This window comes from Brevundimonas sp. Leaf168, from assembly GCF_001423685.1.
GTDB lineage: Bacteria > Pseudomonadota > Alphaproteobacteria > Caulobacterales > Caulobacteraceae > Brevundimonas > Brevundimonas vesicularis_C.
The window spans coordinates 14,542-28,677 of record NZ_LMOY01000013.1 but is presented as its reverse complement, the minus strand read 5'-3'; the positions used below and the strand labels follow the sequence as shown (position 1 = coordinate 28,677).

Sequence of the window (14,136 nt, the reverse complement as noted above, 5' to 3'; positions counted from 1 at the left end):
TGCGGCGGACGCCTCTTGCCCCGTCGCCCAACCTTTTAACGTCAGGAGCCGACCGTGAAGCGGACCTATCAGCCGTCGCGACTCGTGCGCAAGCGCCGTCACGGCTTCCGCAGCCGGATGGCCACCAAGAACGGCCAGAAGATTGTTGCGCGCCGTCGCGCCAAGGGCCGCAAGCGCCTGACGGCGTAAGCGGCTTACGCGTCCGGACCTTTTGGACGCATGAGCGACCTTTTACAGATCAAGCGTCTGTTGCGGCGGCCCCAGTTCCTGGCGGCCGCCAAAGGCGTTTCCGAGGCGCGCGGCGCCGTAGTGATCCAGCGGCTGGAGCGCGGCGACGGTTCGCCGCACATCGGCCTGGGTTTCACCGCCACCAAGAAGATCGGCGGGGCGGTTCAGCGCAACCGCGCCAAACGCCGTCTGCGCGAGGCCGCACGGGCCATGCTGGCCCAGCACGGCGTGCCCGGAAGCGACTATGTCTTCATCGCCCGCATGGGCACGACCGAGCGTGCGTGGGACCGTCTGCTTGACGACGTGAAATCGACGCTTACAAGGCTGGCGACACCCAAGGCCAACAGGCCTTCGCACGCCCGCGCCCCCTCCGGCCAGGACCGCCAGAATCCATGAAAAACGAAAACACGCGCAACACGATCATCTTCATCGTGTGCTCGGTCCTGATCATGGGGATCTACTATTTCGCCGTGCTGCGTCCGCAGGCCGAGCGTCGCGCCGTGCAACAGCAGGCCCAGGCCGAGCAGTCGCAGACCGCCGATAACGCCGCGCGCACGGCGCTGAGCCCGCAGGGCCCGACCTTCGTCACCGACCGCAGCCAGGCGCTGAGCACCGCCGCGCGGGTGCCGATTCAGTCCGGCACCCTGAAGGGGTCGCTGTCGCTTCAGGGCGGCCGGATCGATGACCTGTTCCTTACCGACTACCGCGAGGTTCAGGACAAGCCCCAGCCGGTGGAGCTGTTCCGGCCGCAGGGCATGCAGAACGCCTATTTCGCCCAGTTCGGCTGGACCGGCCCCAATGTCGCCGGCGGCGTGCCCGGACCCAATACCGTCTGGCGCCTGACCAATGGTTCGACCCTGACGCCGACGACGCCGGTCACCCTGACCTGGGACAACGGCCAGGGCCTGCGCTTCACCCGCGTGATCTCGGTTGACGACAAATACGTCTTCTCGGTGCAGGACACGGTCCAGAACCTGGGCACGCAGGCGATCACCATCGCACCCTACGGCAGCGTCCAGCGCCAGGGCGTGCCGCCCGCAGCCGGCTCGTCGCACATCGTCCACGAGGGCGCGATCGGCACCTTCGGCAAGCCGGGCGACTACCGGACCGAGCAGAAGAAATACAAGGACTGGCTGAAGGAGCCGCGGATCGAGAACGCCTCGACCGGCGGCTGGCTGGGCATCACCGACAAATACTGGCTGGCGGCCCTGCTGCCTCAGCAGAACGAGGCGGTCGAAACCGAATTCCGCGTCCGCGACCTGAACGGCGCCCAGCAGCTGGAAGCCAATGTCCTGGGCACGACCCGCACCATCCAGCCCGGCGCCACCGCGACCGAGACCCAACGCCTGTTCGCCGGGGTCAAGCGCGCCGAGGTGCTGAAATCCTATGAGCAGAGCCTGAACCTGCCCCGCTTCGTCTATGCGATCGACTGGGGGATGTTCTGGTTCCTGACGCGTCCGATCTTCTGGATCCTGGAGAACGTCTATGGCCTGGTCGGCAGCTTCGGCGTCGCCATTCTGGCGCTGACCGTCATCGTCAAGCTGGTCATGTTCCCGCTGGCCAACAACGCCTACGCCTCGATGTCCAAGATGCGGAACCTCCAGCCCAAGATGGAGGAGATCAAGAAAAAGTTCAAAGATGACCCGCAGAAGCAGCAGCAGGAGACGATGGCCCTGTATCAGCGCGAGAAGATCAATCCGGTCGCCGGATGCCTTCCGCTGGTGCTTCAGATTCCGGTCTTCTACGCCCTGTACAAGGTGCTGACCGTAACCATCGAAATGCGTCACCAGCCGTTCCTGGGCTTCATCCATGACCTGTCGGCGCGCGACCCGTCGTCGATCTGGAACCTGTTCGGCCTGATCCCGTGGGATCCGGCGATGGCGCCGCTGATCGGCGGCCTGTTGGCCGGCCCGCTGCACCTGGGTCTGCTGGCGATCGCCTATGGCCTGACGATGTGGCTGCAGACGGCGATGAACCCGCCGGCGGCCGATCCGGTCCAGCGCCAGATCTTCCAGTTCATGCCGCTGCTGTTCACCTTCATCATGGCGCCGTTCGCGGCGGGCCTGCTGATCTACTGGGCCTGGTCCAACATCCTGACCATCCTGCAGCAGTATGTGATCATGCACCGCTACAAGGCCGAGAACCCGATCGACACCTTCTTCGCCCGGTTCAAGAAGTCACCGGCGTGATCGACGAGACCGAGTTCACGCCCGAGGACATCGAGGCGGCGCGCGTCCTGTTCGCGCGGCCTGCGACCTTCGTCATGGGCGCGGCCAAGATCGAGCAGTTGCCCGACCCGGATCTGCCTGAGATCGCCTTCGCGGGCCGCTCGAACGTGGGCAAGTCCAGCCTGATCAACGGGCTGGTGGGCATGCACAAGCTGGCCCGCGCCTCGAACGAGCCGGGCCGCACGCGCGAGGTCAACTTCTTCGACCTGGATGGCCGGATGCGTCTGGTCGATCTGCCCGGCTATGGCTGGGCCAAGGCGTCCAAGACCACGGTCAAGAAGTTCCAGGATCTGGGCCGCGACTATCTGCGCGGCCGGGTGACGCTGAAGCGGGTCTATCTGCTGATCGACAGCCGCCATGGGCTGAAGTCGGTGGATACGGAGGCGCTGGATGCGCTCGATCTGGCGGCCGTCAGCTATCAGATCGTCCTGACCAAGGCCGACAAGCTGAAGAAGGGCGAGGGCGAGGCCGTGCAGGCCGCGACCCTGAAGGCCATCTCCAAACGCCCCGCCGCCTTCCCGGTGGTGGCCCTGACCTCGTCCGAAAAGGGTCTCGGTCTGCCCGAATTGCGCGCCGAGATCATGCGCACGACCGGCGCCACGCTGGACTAGAGGCCCTCATCATCGGGTCAGGCCCGAGCACGACGGCAAAAAGAAAAGGCCCGGAGATCGCTCTCCGGGCCTTCGTCGTTTCGGCTTGTCGTCGCCCTACTGGGCGGCGGGGGCCGCCGCGCGGACCTCGACAGGGATGCCCAGGGCGTCCAGTTGCGGCTTGACCACCGAGGCGTCGCCGACCACGACCCAGACGAACCTGGACGGGTCGATGGCGGCCTTGGCGGCGGCGTCCAGCTGGGCTGCCGTCAGGGCGTTGGTGCGCGCCGCGATGGTTTCCGGATAGTCGTCCGGACGGCCCAGCAGGGCGTTGGAGCGCATCGCGCCCAGGACGGCGGCCGAGGTCTCGTAGCTGCCGGCCAGACGGCGGGTGTTGCCGTTGATCGTGCGTTGAAGCTCCTCGGGCGTCACGCCCTTGCCGCCCGACAGGAAGTCATTGAACTGCTGGTTCAGGGCTTCGATAGCCGGGCCGGTCTTGTCGGCCTGGACCGGGGCGGTGACCAGATAGGGCACGCGTCCGGCGAACGGATTGACCGAGGCATTGACGCCGTAGGACCAGCTCTTGGTCTCACGCAGATCCGAGTTGATGCGCGAAAGGAAGTCGTTGCCGAGCACATTGTTCGCCGCGTTCAGCACCAACAGGTCGTCGGTGCCCGACAGGCCCAGGACCTCGCCGCCCATGATGTAGGACTGGGGCGATTGCGGACGGTCGATCAGCACGATCTTGGGCGTCGCGGCCGGGATGGGGGCCGAGAAGTCCTTGACGGCCTTGGCCGATGCGGGCGGGACCCATTGACCGAAGGCGCTGTCCAGGATCGGCGTCAGCTCGGCCAGGGGGCGGTCGGAGACGACGAACAGCTTGGCGTTGTCCGGACGGATCCACTTGGCGTAGTCGGCGCGGATGTCGGCGTCGGTGATCGCCTTGACGCTGGCCTCGTCGCCGTTGCCGCTGAACGGACGGCCATAGGGGCTATTCGGCCCGTACATCAGTTCCGGCAGGGCGCGGCTGGCCAGGGCGGCCGGCTGGGTGCGCTCGGCGGCGATGCGCGACAGGCGGGTGGCGCGAAGGCGCTCCAGCTCGGCCGGGGCGAAGGCGGGATTGCGCACCACCTCGGCCATCAGATCCACCGAAGGCTTCAGGTTCGGCGTCACCGCCGACAGCTGCACGACCGAGCTGTCCATCGTCGCGCCGGTGGTGATGGTTGCGCCCAGGGCTTCCTGCGCCTCGGCCAGCTGCGTGGCGTTCAGGGTGCGGGTGCCCTCGTCCATCAGGTCCAGCATCAGGGTCTGCAGACCCAGTTTGGACCGGTCGTCGGCGGCCAGGCCGGCGTCGAAGTCGAGCGCGATCTTCGTCGTCGGGGTGGCGTCGCGCTGGGCGTAGATCACCTCCATGCCGTTCGACAGGCGCGTGCGCTCGACGGCCGGAAAGTCGACGTTGGCGACCTGACCGATCTCGGGCTTGGGCATGCGCGGCTTGCGTTCGATTTCCGGCGCCGGGGTGCGGTTGGCACCGGACGGCGCGGCGGCCGCCTCCTGATAGGCTTCGCGCTGGCCGGGCAGGGTGGTCAGCGTGTAGGCCGGACGGGTCAGCCACTTCTGCATCGCCGCCTTGACCTGGGCCGGCGTGACGGCGGCGTAGGCGGCCAGCTGCTTCTTGTAGAACTCCGGATCGCCGGCATAGAGCTGGCCCTCGGCGAGCGCCGTGGCCTTGCCGCCGAAGCCGCCGACCTGTTCCAGGCCCTGGATGCGACGCGAGGCGTATTGGGTGACGACGCGGTTGATCTCGTCCTGCGTGGGGCCGTTCGCGATCAGGCCGTTCAGGATTTCACGCATCCGCGCCTCGACGGCGGCGGGGTCTTCGCCCGGCTTGATCGTGGCGCTCATCTCGAAGATGCCGACGCGGTGGAAGGCGCTGTTGCCGGCGCTGGCCGAGACGGCGGTCTGTTCGCCGCGCACCAGCTCATTGTCCAGGCGCGAGGAGGCCAGGCCGCCTAGGACCGATGCCGCGACGCTGAGCGGCACCGAATCCGGGTCCAGCATGCCGGGCACAGCCCAGCTGACCTCGACCTGGGCGTTCGAGACGCGGTCATGGGTGGTTTCGCTGAGCGGGGCGGACAGGGTCGGGACCGGGGCCTGGGCGGGATTGTTCACCGGCCCCTTTGCGATCGGGCCGAAGTATTTGTCGGTCAGTTCACGCGCCTTGGCGGGGGTAATGTCGCCGGCCAGCACCAAAACGGCGTTGTTGGGGCCATAGTTGGAGGTGAACCAGTCGCGCACCGTCTGCATCGAAGCGGCGTCCAGGTCGGCCATCGAACCGATGGTCGAGTGGCGATAGGGGTGGCCTTCGGGGAACAAGGCCTCCAGCTGCTTGTACTGGTTCAGGCCATAGGGCTGGTTGTCGCCCTGACGCTTTTCGTTCTGGACGACGCCGCGTTGCAGATCGAGCGTCTCCTGGCTGATGGCGCCCAGCATGTAGCCCATGCGGTCGCTTTCCATGAACAGGGCCTGTTCCAGCGCCGGGGTCGGGACCGTCTCGAAATAGTTGGTGCGGTCGAAATAGGTAGTCCCGTTCATGTCGGTCGCGCCCATGTTGCGCATCGGCGTGAAATAGCTGCCGGGCGCATTTTCCGAGCCGCCGAACATCAGGTGTTCGAACAGGTGGGCGAAGCCGGTCTTGCCGGCCGGCTCGTCCTTGGAGCCGACATTGTACCAGACCGAGACGGCGACGACGGGGGCCTTGTGGTCCTCATGGACCAGGACGGTCAGGCCGTTGTCGAGGGTGAACTTGGTGTAGGGGATGTCGACTTCGTTGATCAGCTGCGAGACCGGCGCGGCCTGGACGGCGGGAGCGGCAGCCTGACCAGCGGCCTGGGCGGCGGGTGCAGAGGCCACGGAGGCCCAGACGGGCGTTGAAACCGCCAGAAGGGCGGCGGCGGCGACGAGAGAGCCAGTGCGGCGCATGCGATATCCTCGGGATTGCAGTTGGAGGGGACCATAACGCCGGTCTGCCGCCTGGCAACGCGACCAAATGGAACATGACGAAAGGTTCATGTTCTCGCCCGCGCGACCCGGAAAAGGTTGCATCGCCGCACCCCCGGTCTTATGCGCGCGTCAACTCCCCGACTGACCGCCCCTTGCTGAAAGAGCCGCCATGTCCGCCCCCGCCGACAAGCCCGTCAAGAAAGTCGTCCTCGCCTATTCGGGCGGGCTGGACACCTCGATCATCCTGAAGTGGCTCCAGACCGAATACAACGCCGAGGTCGTAACCTTCACCGCCGACCTGGGCCAGGGCGAAGAGTTGGGCCCGGCGCGCGAGAAGGCGCTGAAGCTGGGCATCAAGCCCGAAAACATCTTCATCGACGACCTGCGCGAAGAGTTCGTGCGCGACTTCGTCTTCCCGATGTTCCGCGCCAATGCGCAGTATGAAGGCGACTATCTGCTGGGCACCTCCATCGCCCGCCCGCTGATCTCCAAGCGCCAGATCGAGATCGCGCGTCAGGTCGGCGCCGACGCCGTCTGTCACGGCGCGACCGGCAAGGGCAACGATCAGGTCCGGTTCGAACTGGGCTACTATGCGCTTGAGCCCGACATCCGCGTCATCGCCCCGTGGCGCGAGTGGGAGTTCCGCAGCCGCGAGGCCCTGCTGGACTTCGCCGAGAAGAACCAGATCCCCATCGCCAAGGACAAGCGCGGCGAGGCGCCCTTCAGCGTCGACGCCAACCTTCTGCACTCCTCGTCCGAGGGCAAGGTGCTGGAAGACCCGGCGCTCGAGGCGCCCGAGTTCGTCCACCAGCGCACCATCAGCCCTGAGGACGCGCCGGACGTGGCGACGGTCATCGAGATCGGCTTCGAAAAGGGCGACGCCGTCTCGATCAACGGCGAGGCCATGTCGCCCGCCACGATCCTGACCGCCCTGAACCAGTATGGTCACGACAACGGCATCGGCCGTCTGGACCTGGTCGAGAACCGCTTCGTCGGCATGAAGTCGCGCGGCGTCTATGAGACCCCCGGCGGGACCATCCTGATTGCGGCGCACCGCGGCATCGAAAGCATCACCCTGGACGGCGGCTCCATGCACCTGAAGGACCAGCTGATGCCGAAATACGCCGAGCTGATCTACAACGGCTTCTGGTTTTCGCCCGAGCGCGAGATGCTGCAGGCCGCTATCGACAAGAGCCAGGAAAACGTCTCCGGCACGGTCAAGATCAAGCTGTACAAGGGCAATGTCTCGGTCATCGGCCGCGAAAGCCCCAACAGCCTGTACGATCAGGACCTGGTGACCTTCGAAGAAGGCGTCCAAGCCTATGACCACAAGGACGCGGCCGGCTTCATCAAGCTGAACGCCCTGCGCCTGCGCGTCCTGGCCAAGCGCGATGCGCGCAAGAGCTAGGGCGTCCTATCCGACCGGGCGATCCTGAGGATCGCCCGGTTTCGGTCGTCCGTGACCCAGATCGATCCGTCGGCGGCGACGGCCAGCACGACCGGCGCGCCGCGCGGCTGACGGCCTGCGACCGTGTCCCAGCCCGGCGTCAGCACCTTGCCGCGTATGCTGGGCGCGCCGGCCGGATAGGTCAGGGCGCCGCGCGGATAGATGGCGTAGCGACCGCCGATGTCGGTCAGGGGGCGGCCCTCGCCATCCGCCTCGGCCGCCACGATCCGGCCGCCCGCGCGACGATAGCCGTGCCAGCTCATCAGCAGCCGGCCGCGCAGTTCGGGGAACATCGCCCCGTCGTAATAGATCAGGTCCAGCGGCGCGGCATGGGGCGGCAGCAGGGCGACCGGGCGGTCGCGCTGGCTGCATCGCGCCTGGCCCGCGCTCCAGCCCGGCAGGGGCGTCGCCAGATCGACGCAATAGGGCCAGCCGTAATGGCCGCCCTGACGCAGGACATTGATCTCGTCATAGGGATGGTCGGGCGTGGTCAGGTCGACCGAGTTCTCGCCTTGCAGGATCGTGCCCGACGGGTGCCGCACGAGGGCGATGGAGTTGCGCAGGCCCGAGGCGAAGACGGTGCTGTCCTCGGCCCAGCGGCCGTTTCCCAGATAGGCGTGACGCCGCACCTGGGCTGTCGCCGCGCTGTCGATGCAGACCCCCGCCGCATTGGCGCGCGCTCTGCCCCGCGCATCCACGCAGCGGTCGCTGGGCGCGCCGACATTGACCAGTAGGTCGCCGTTTGCGTCGAAGACGAAGCTGGACAGCGGGTGGCGATTGGCGTGCAGCCGGTTGTCCGGCAGGTCGCCGATCACGGTGCGCACCGTCGCCGCCGGATCGGCCGCGTCGGGGTCCATCGTCAGGATGCGGTTCATCTCGGACACATAGATGCGCCCGTCCGGCCCGCGCGCCGCCGTGTGCGGCATGTTCAGCCCCTGGGCCAGTCGTCTCCAGCGCGGCGCACCGTCGGAGCCGAACGACAGCCGCCAGATCGCGCCATTGCCCGGATACCAGTTGCCCAGATCCGTCACCAACCAGTCGCCGTTCGATAGCGCCAGCAGGCCGCGCGGCATTCGCGGTTCCTCGGCCCTCGCGCCCTGCCAGACCAGCCCGAGGCAGTAGCCGGGCGCCATGCGCACGGTGGTCATAGGACGGCCGTCACAGTCGCCATCGGTGGCATAGGCGCCCTGTGCGGCCCTCGCGCTGACAGGCGCGGCGACGAGCAGGGACAGCAGGGCCAGCAGGCGGACGGTCTTCATGACGCCAGAAGTCCCGACAGACGGCCCGAGATCAAGTGCGGTGTCAGATCAGACCCTGCTCGCGCGCCGCTGTTGTCAGGCCGTCGCGAAACTCAGGCGCGGCCAAGGCGATCAGGGCGCGGGCGCGTTCGCTGGACGACTTGCCCTTCAGATTGGTCCAGCCGTGTTCGGTGGCGACGATGTGGGTGTCGTTGCGCGGCGTGGTGACCGGCCCGTCCAGACGCGCGACGATGCGAGAGGCCGTGCCCTTGGCCGCCGTGGAATGACAGGCGATGATCGACTTGCCGCCCTCGGATCCATAGGTGCCGCGCACGAAGTCCAGCTGGCCTCCGGCGGCCGTGAACTGGCGCCCGTTCAGAAACTCTGAGCAGCAGGCGCCGGTCAGATCGACTTGAAGCGTGGCGTTGACCGAGATCATCTTCGCATTGCGCGCGATCACGGCCGGGTCGTTCACATACGAGACCGGATGGGCCTCCATGCCGCGATTGCCGTCCAGAAACTCATAGGTGTTGAGGTCGCCCATCGAGAAGGCGAAGACGCCTACGCCGGGATGCAGGGTCTTGCGGGCATGGTTGGCCACGCCGGCCTGCATCAGCTCGACCAGGCCGGGCGTCAGCATCTCGGTATGAACGCCCAGATCGCGGTGGTCCATCAGGGCGTCGCAGACGGCGTTGGGCAGGGCGCCGATCCCCATCTGAAGCGTCGCCCCGTCCTCGACCAGGTTGGCGATGATGCGGCCGATGGCCAGGTCCGCCGGTTGGGGTTCGGCGCGCGGCACGACCAGCAGGGGCGCGGCATGTTCGACGATGCCGGCGACCTTGGACACATGGACGGTGCAGTCGCCGAACACGCGCGGCATGTGCGGATTGACCTCGACGATCACGGTCCTCGCCGTCTGCGACACCGGCTTGGCGTAGTCGGTGTTGGTGCCGAACGAGAAGAAGCCGTCCGCATCCATCGGCGAGACGGTGCAAATAAGGGTGTCCACCTTGACCTCGTCGCACAGAAGGCGGGGCGACTGCTGAAAGCCCGTGGGGATGAACTGCACGGGGTTGGGGCGACCCTCCTCGTGTGCGCGCTGTTCCAGCCGGCGTTCGATGGCGCTGTGGAACAGGCTCCAGGGGCGGATCCGGTCCATCCGTTCATAGCGCAGCACCGTCTCCCCGGCGATGGCGGTCGAGAGCAGATAGTAGAGGTTCACATCCTCCACCTCGCCGCGCTCGGCCCGTTCGGCCAGGGCCCTGAGCAGAGCGGGCGGCTGGGACACGCCAAGGCCCATGGCGACCTTGGCGCCCGAGACGATCAGGGCGGCGGCCTGGTCGGGGGTCTTCAGGCGTTCGGCGTAGAGGGCGGCGTGATCCATGGCGTGCGTCTCCGACATGTCTTCAGACTAGCCTGCCGCGAGGCGGATGGCGGGCCTAGACTTTGGTCGGGTCGGGCGCGGCTTCGATCGGGGAGGCTTCGTCCTGCAGCGCCGCACGGTGGCGCTTCTGCCAGCGCGCCACCCCATAGGCGACCAGCCACAGGGCCATGGCCCAGGCCGCGCCGACCGCCCAGCCGGCGAAGACGTCGGTGGCCCAGTGGGCGCCCAGATAGATGCGCGTCAGCCCGACCAGCAGGGCCAGCAGAATGCCGACGCCCAGCACGAAGACCTTGAACCGCTCGCGCGGGAAGGCGCGGGTCAGCATGACAGCGACGCTGAGATAGAAGACGGTGGATAGCAGGGCGTGGCCGGAGGGGAAGCTGGCGTTGATCGTCTCCACCGCCTGAGCGGCGGCAGGGGGGCGGGCGCGTTCGAACAGCGCCTTCAGGCCCTCCGAGAGCACGACGCCGCCGGCCAGGCCAATGACCAGCAGCAGGGACGACAGCCATTTCCGCTGGCTCAGCAGGAAGACGATCACGATCAGGGCGAACAGGCCTAGCACAGAGATGCCGCCCAGCGAGGTGATATCCGCCGCTGCCTCCTTTAGCCACCACGGCCCCCACGGCCGGCCTGGATCGTCGGCATAAGGCCGCATCAGCGCCAGAACTTGAAGATCGAAGGCCTGGCCCTCGCCCTCTGTCATCTCATCGGCCAGGCCGGCGAAGGTCAGAACGCCGCCGGCGACGACCAGCAGGGCCAGAAGCGCGGCGATTTCCGTGCGGGCGACCGTCAGGGCGCGTATCAAAAAGGCGCGTAAGTCAGAAAGCGTCATGGGCGAGCCAACGGCCAAGCTGAGCAGTCGTTCCGATCACGCGTTCGTGATCACGCTGTCGCAGGCGCGCAAAACGAACGTGCTGGCTTGCACGCGGGCTTTTCCCCAGACGGCTGGGACTTGTCCGACCGATTCGCCCACAATGGTCGGCGTCAACCCGTTGACGGGTCATTAGGCATATGCGCCCTATATGTGGGCTCGGGGAGCGCAGAGGCCACAAGATGATGTGGTCGCGGCGCGGGCGGCTCAAACGATTTTTTGTTCAGGACGCAGATGACCATGGCTGGCGGCGAGGCATTGAAGACGACGGAATTCCAAGGCGTTGCGGCGACGCCGACGCCGGAGCGCCCCCATTTGACCGTGGTCAAATCGGTCCAGGTTGACCGCTCGCGCGACGATCTGCTGACCGACTTCGGCAAGAAGACGCTGGAAGATCGCTATCTGCTGCCGGGCGAAAGCTATCAGGACATGTTCGCGCGGGTCTCGACCGCCTTCTCGGACGACGCCGAACACGCCCAGCGCCTGTATGACTATATGAGCCGCCTGTGGTTCATGCCGGCGACCCCGGTCCTGTCGAATGGCGGCGCGGATCGCGGCCTGCCCATCTCCTGCTTCCTGAACGCGGTGGGCGACAGCCTGGACGGCATCCAGAACGTCTGGAACGAGAACGTGGCCCTGGCCTCGAACGGCGGCGGCATCGGCACCTATTGGGGCGGCGTCCGCTCCATCGGCGAAAAGGTGAAGGGCGCGGGCAAGACCTCGGGCATCATCCCCTTCATCCGTGTGATGGACAGCCTGACGCTGGCGATCAGCCAGGGTTCGCTGCGCCGCGGTTCGGCCGCCGTCTATCTGGACATCCACCACCCGGAAATCGAAGAGTTCCTGGAGATCCGCAAACCGTCGGGCGACTTCAATCGCAAGTCCCTGAACCTGCACCACGGCATCAACGTCACCGACGAATTCATGGAGGCGGTCAAGGTCGGCGGAACCTTCGATCTGAAGTCGCCCAAGGACGGCGCGGTCATGAAGACCGTCGACGCCCGTTCGCTGTGGACCAAGCTGCTCGACATCCGCATGCAGACCGGCGAGCCCTATCTGATCTTCTCGGACACGGTGAACCGCCAGATGGCGCCGCACCAGCGCGACCTGGGCCTGAAGGTCAAACAGTCGAACCTGTGCGCCGAGATCATGCTGCATACCGGCCGCGACCACCTGGGCGTGGATCGGACCGCCGTCTGCTGCCTGTCGTCGGTCAACGCCGAGACCTTCCTGGAATGGCGCGAGGAGCCGCGCTTCGTCGAGGACCTGATGCGGTTCCTGGACAATGTGCTGGAGGACTTCATCCGCCGCGCCCCGCCCGCCATGGCCGCCGCCGTCTATTCGGCCAAGCGCGAGCGTTCGGTGGGTCTGGGCCTGATGGGCTTCCACTCCTTCCTGCAGGGGCAGGGCGTGGCCTTCGAAAGCGCCATGGCCAAGTCGTGGAACATGCGCCTGTTCAAGCATCTGCGTCGCGAGGCCGACAAGGCCAGCCGCCTGCTGGCCGAAGAGAAGGGCCCGTGCCTGGACGCCGAGGAACGCGGCGTGATGGAGCGGTTCAGCCACAAGCTGGCCATCGCCCCGACCGCCTCGATCTCGATCATCTGCGGCGGCACGTCCGCCGGCATCGAGCCGATCCCGGCCAACATCTACACCCACAAGACCCTGTCGGGCTCGTTCGCGGTCAAGAACCCCTATCTGGAGCGCCTGCTCGACGAAAAGGGCATCAACACCGAGGCGGTGTGGAGCTCCATCCTGGAGAACGAAGGTTCGGTCCAGCACCTCGACGCCCTGAACGAGGACGAGAAGGGCGTGTTCAAGACCGCCTTCGAACTGGACCAGCGCTGGGTGATCGAACTGGCCGCCGACCGCGCGCCGGAAATCTGCCAGGCCCAGTCGCTGAACCTGTTCATCCCCGGCGACGTGAACAAATGGGACCTGCACATGCTGCACTGGTCCGCCTGGGAACGCGGCGTGAAATCGCTCTACTATCTACGCTCTAAGTCGGTGCAGCGCGCCGCCTTCGCAGGCGCCGAGGACAAGGCGGAAGAGGTGATCGATCCCAATCAGCCGGATCTCTTCTCCCTGCCCAAGACCGACTACGACGAGTGCCTGGCCTGCCAATAAGGCCATCTGCACCAAACGACCCGAAGGGCTCCGCGACAGCGGGGCCCTTTTTCGTTTGGGAACCGCTGCTGGTCGTCCTCGTTCAAAAGCGACGAAACCATGACCAAAAGCCGTTGGACTCTTGCGCCTGAGGGTTGCAGTGTGTGTCCAGCGGATCGGTGGGGAGACCGGATGCGATTAAAGGCCTGTATTGTCGGCTTTGGGGGCGTGTTGGCGATGGCCGGCGCGAGCGCCGCCTGCGCACAGACCTGGGCCCCCAACGCCTTCGACGCCTCGCCCGATGTCGAGGCGCGCCTGACTGAACAGACAAGTTTCCGCGTAGCACCTGACGCCCGGTTCGGCGCCCAGATCGAAATCCCGACCGCCTTCCGTCCTGATGACCGATCCGGCCTGTCCGCCAGCACGCGCAACGACGTCTGGATCGATCGCACCGACTTCACCGACCGGGTGACGCTGGAGACGGCCGGCCGTCTGCGCCGCGCCGACGGCTCTCCCTTGCCGGTCACGCCCGTCGATCGGGCCGAACTGGACCCCGACGCCTATGACCTGCGCTATGTGCGCGGTTTCCGCGGCGCGCGCGGCCATACCGCCTCCGGCCTGGAAGTCAGCCTGACGCCCCACGCGGGCCTGGGCGTCGGCAGCGAAGGCCGTTCGGCCGAGGCTGGCGTCACGCTCAAGATCGGCGAGGGTCTGGATCGTCTGGCCCCCAACGGCCGCGAGCGGTTCGGCGAGCGGCCGCGCTGGTATCTGTATGCCGCCGGATCCGGCAGAGCCGTCGGCTACAACTTCGCCCGCACCCGCGACGGCGACTACGCGCGCTCCGGCTATACCCAGGACAAGGGCAGCTTCCTGGGCGACGCCTCGATCGGCGTGGCCTATCGCAAGGGCGACATGCAGACGTCGTTTGGCGTCGTCTATCGCGAGATCGACGCCGGCAAGGGTCTGCGCGGCATGAACGGTCTGGACACCGACGTCAGCGAAGGCCTGCTGGCCTTCCAGCTGTCGATCCGTCCCGGCCGCTGA

The 14,136-nt window shown here is 66.8% G+C and carries 11 protein-coding genes; 7 read left to right on the top strand and 4 right to left on the bottom strand.

What is annotated here, in order from left to right:
* The first annotated feature begins 54 nt into the window (after positions 1-54).
* The 4 genes from rpmH to yihA are packed head-to-tail and all read left to right on the top strand — an operon-like array spanning position 55 to position 3,067.
* Positions 55-189, top strand: a complete 135-nt coding sequence (gene rpmH / locus ASF81_RS13350) for a 50S ribosomal protein L34 (RefSeq protein ID WP_003164000.1) — start codon at positions 55-57, stop codon at positions 187-189.
* Between the two features lie 30 nt (positions 190-219).
* Entirely contained in the window at positions 220-624 is a 405-nt protein-coding gene (rnpA, locus tag ASF81_RS13345) for a ribonuclease P protein component (protein WP_055754640.1), read from the top strand.
* Positions 621-2,417 carry a membrane protein insertase YidC gene (yidC, locus tag ASF81_RS13340; RefSeq protein WP_055754639.1) on the top strand — a complete coding sequence of 599 codons (1,797 nt, stop codon included), beginning with the start codon at positions 621-623 and terminating at the stop codon, positions 2,415-2,417. The genes rnpA and yidC overlap by 4 nt, the downstream gene beginning before the upstream one ends.
* Entirely contained in the window at positions 2,414-3,067 is a 654-nt protein-coding gene (gene yihA / locus ASF81_RS13335) for a ribosome biogenesis GTP-binding protein YihA/YsxC (protein ID WP_055809369.1), read from the top strand. Before yidC ends, yihA begins: the two co-directional genes overlap by 4 nt.
* A 96-nt stretch (positions 3,068-3,163) precedes the next feature.
* Here yihA and ASF81_RS13330 read toward each other — a convergent pair whose 3' ends face one another.
* On the bottom strand, positions 3,164-6,028 hold the full coding sequence (locus ASF81_RS13330) for a pitrilysin family protein (protein WP_055809366.1): 2,865 nt from the start codon (positions 6,026-6,028) through the stop codon (positions 3,164-3,166).
* A 190-nt stretch (positions 6,029-6,218) separates the two neighbouring features.
* Here ASF81_RS13330 and ASF81_RS13325 point away from each other — a divergent pair, with 190 nt between their 5' ends.
* Positions 6,219-7,457 (top strand): argininosuccinate synthase, encoded by a 1,239-nt coding sequence (locus ASF81_RS13325; protein WP_055809363.1) that lies wholly within the window; start codon positions 6,219-6,221, stop codon positions 7,455-7,457.
* On the opposite strand, the gene ASF81_RS13320 is transcribed toward ASF81_RS13325, so the two are convergent.
* From ASF81_RS13320 to ASF81_RS13310, 3 genes are read right to left on the bottom strand one after another with little or no spacing between them, the layout of a single operon-like run.
* Positions 7,454-8,755, bottom strand: coding sequence for a sorbosone dehydrogenase family protein (locus ASF81_RS13320; RefSeq protein ID WP_055809360.1), 1,302 nt, complete (start codon positions 8,753-8,755; stop codon positions 7,454-7,456). The genes ASF81_RS13325 and ASF81_RS13320 overlap by 4 nt on opposite strands.
* A 43-nt stretch (positions 8,756-8,798) precedes the next feature.
* On the bottom strand, positions 8,799-10,136 hold the full coding sequence (locus tag ASF81_RS13315; protein WP_082503576.1) for an acetyl-CoA hydrolase/transferase family protein: 1,338 nt from the start codon (positions 10,134-10,136) through the stop codon (positions 8,799-8,801).
* A gap of 37 nt (positions 10,137-10,173) precedes the next feature.
* Positions 10,174-10,950, bottom strand: a complete 777-nt coding sequence (locus ASF81_RS13310) for a phosphatase PAP2 family protein (protein ID WP_055809357.1) — start codon at positions 10,948-10,950, stop codon at positions 10,174-10,176.
* 273 nt (positions 10,951-11,223) lie between these two features.
* Here ASF81_RS13310 and ASF81_RS13305 point away from each other — a divergent pair, with 273 nt between their 5' ends.
* Both ASF81_RS13305 and ASF81_RS13300 read left to right on the top strand, forming a co-directional pair.
* Positions 11,224-13,113 (top strand): ribonucleoside-diphosphate reductase subunit alpha, encoded by a 1,890-nt coding sequence (locus ASF81_RS13305; protein WP_055809354.1) that lies wholly within the window; start codon positions 11,224-11,226, stop codon positions 13,111-13,113.
* Between the two features lie 216 nt (positions 13,114-13,329).
* Positions 13,330-14,136 (top strand): lipid A-modifier LpxR family protein, encoded by an 807-nt coding sequence (locus ASF81_RS13300; protein WP_200932975.1) that lies wholly within the window; start codon positions 13,330-13,332, stop codon positions 14,134-14,136.

What these genes read in the sequence shown, in the direction of transcription:
- rnpA (WP_055754640.1), top strand. Translation starts at nt 220, where the DNA reads ATGAGCGACCTTTTACAGATCAAGCGTCTGTTGCGGCGGCCCCAGTTC.
- yidC (WP_055754639.1), top strand. Translation starts at nt 621, where the DNA reads ATGAAAAACGAAAACACGCGCAACACGATCATCTTCATCGTGTGCTCG.
- ASF81_RS13330 (WP_055809366.1), bottom strand. Translation starts at nt 6,028, where the DNA reads ATGCGCCGCACTGGCTCTCTCGTCGCCGCCGCCGCCCTTCTGGCGGTT.
- ASF81_RS13325 (WP_055809363.1), top strand. Translation starts at nt 6,219, where the DNA reads ATGTCCGCCCCCGCCGACAAGCCCGTCAAGAAAGTCGTCCTCGCCTAT.
- ASF81_RS13320 (WP_055809360.1), bottom strand. Translation starts at nt 8,755, where the DNA reads ATGAAGACCGTCCGCCTGCTGGCCCTGCTGTCCCTGCTCGTCGCCGCG.
- ASF81_RS13315 (WP_082503576.1), bottom strand. Translation starts at nt 10,136, where the DNA reads ATGTCGGAGACGCACGCCATGGATCACGCCGCCCTCTACGCCGAACGC.
- ASF81_RS13310 (WP_055809357.1), bottom strand. Translation starts at nt 10,950, where the DNA reads ATGACGCTTTCTGACTTACGCGCCTTTTTGATACGCGCCCTGACGGTC.
- ASF81_RS13305 (WP_055809354.1), top strand. Translation starts at nt 11,224, where the DNA reads ATGACCATGGCTGGCGGCGAGGCATTGAAGACGACGGAATTCCAAGGC.
- ASF81_RS13300 (WP_200932975.1), top strand. Translation starts at nt 13,330, where the DNA reads ATGGCCGGCGCGAGCGCCGCCTGCGCACAGACCTGGGCCCCCAACGCC.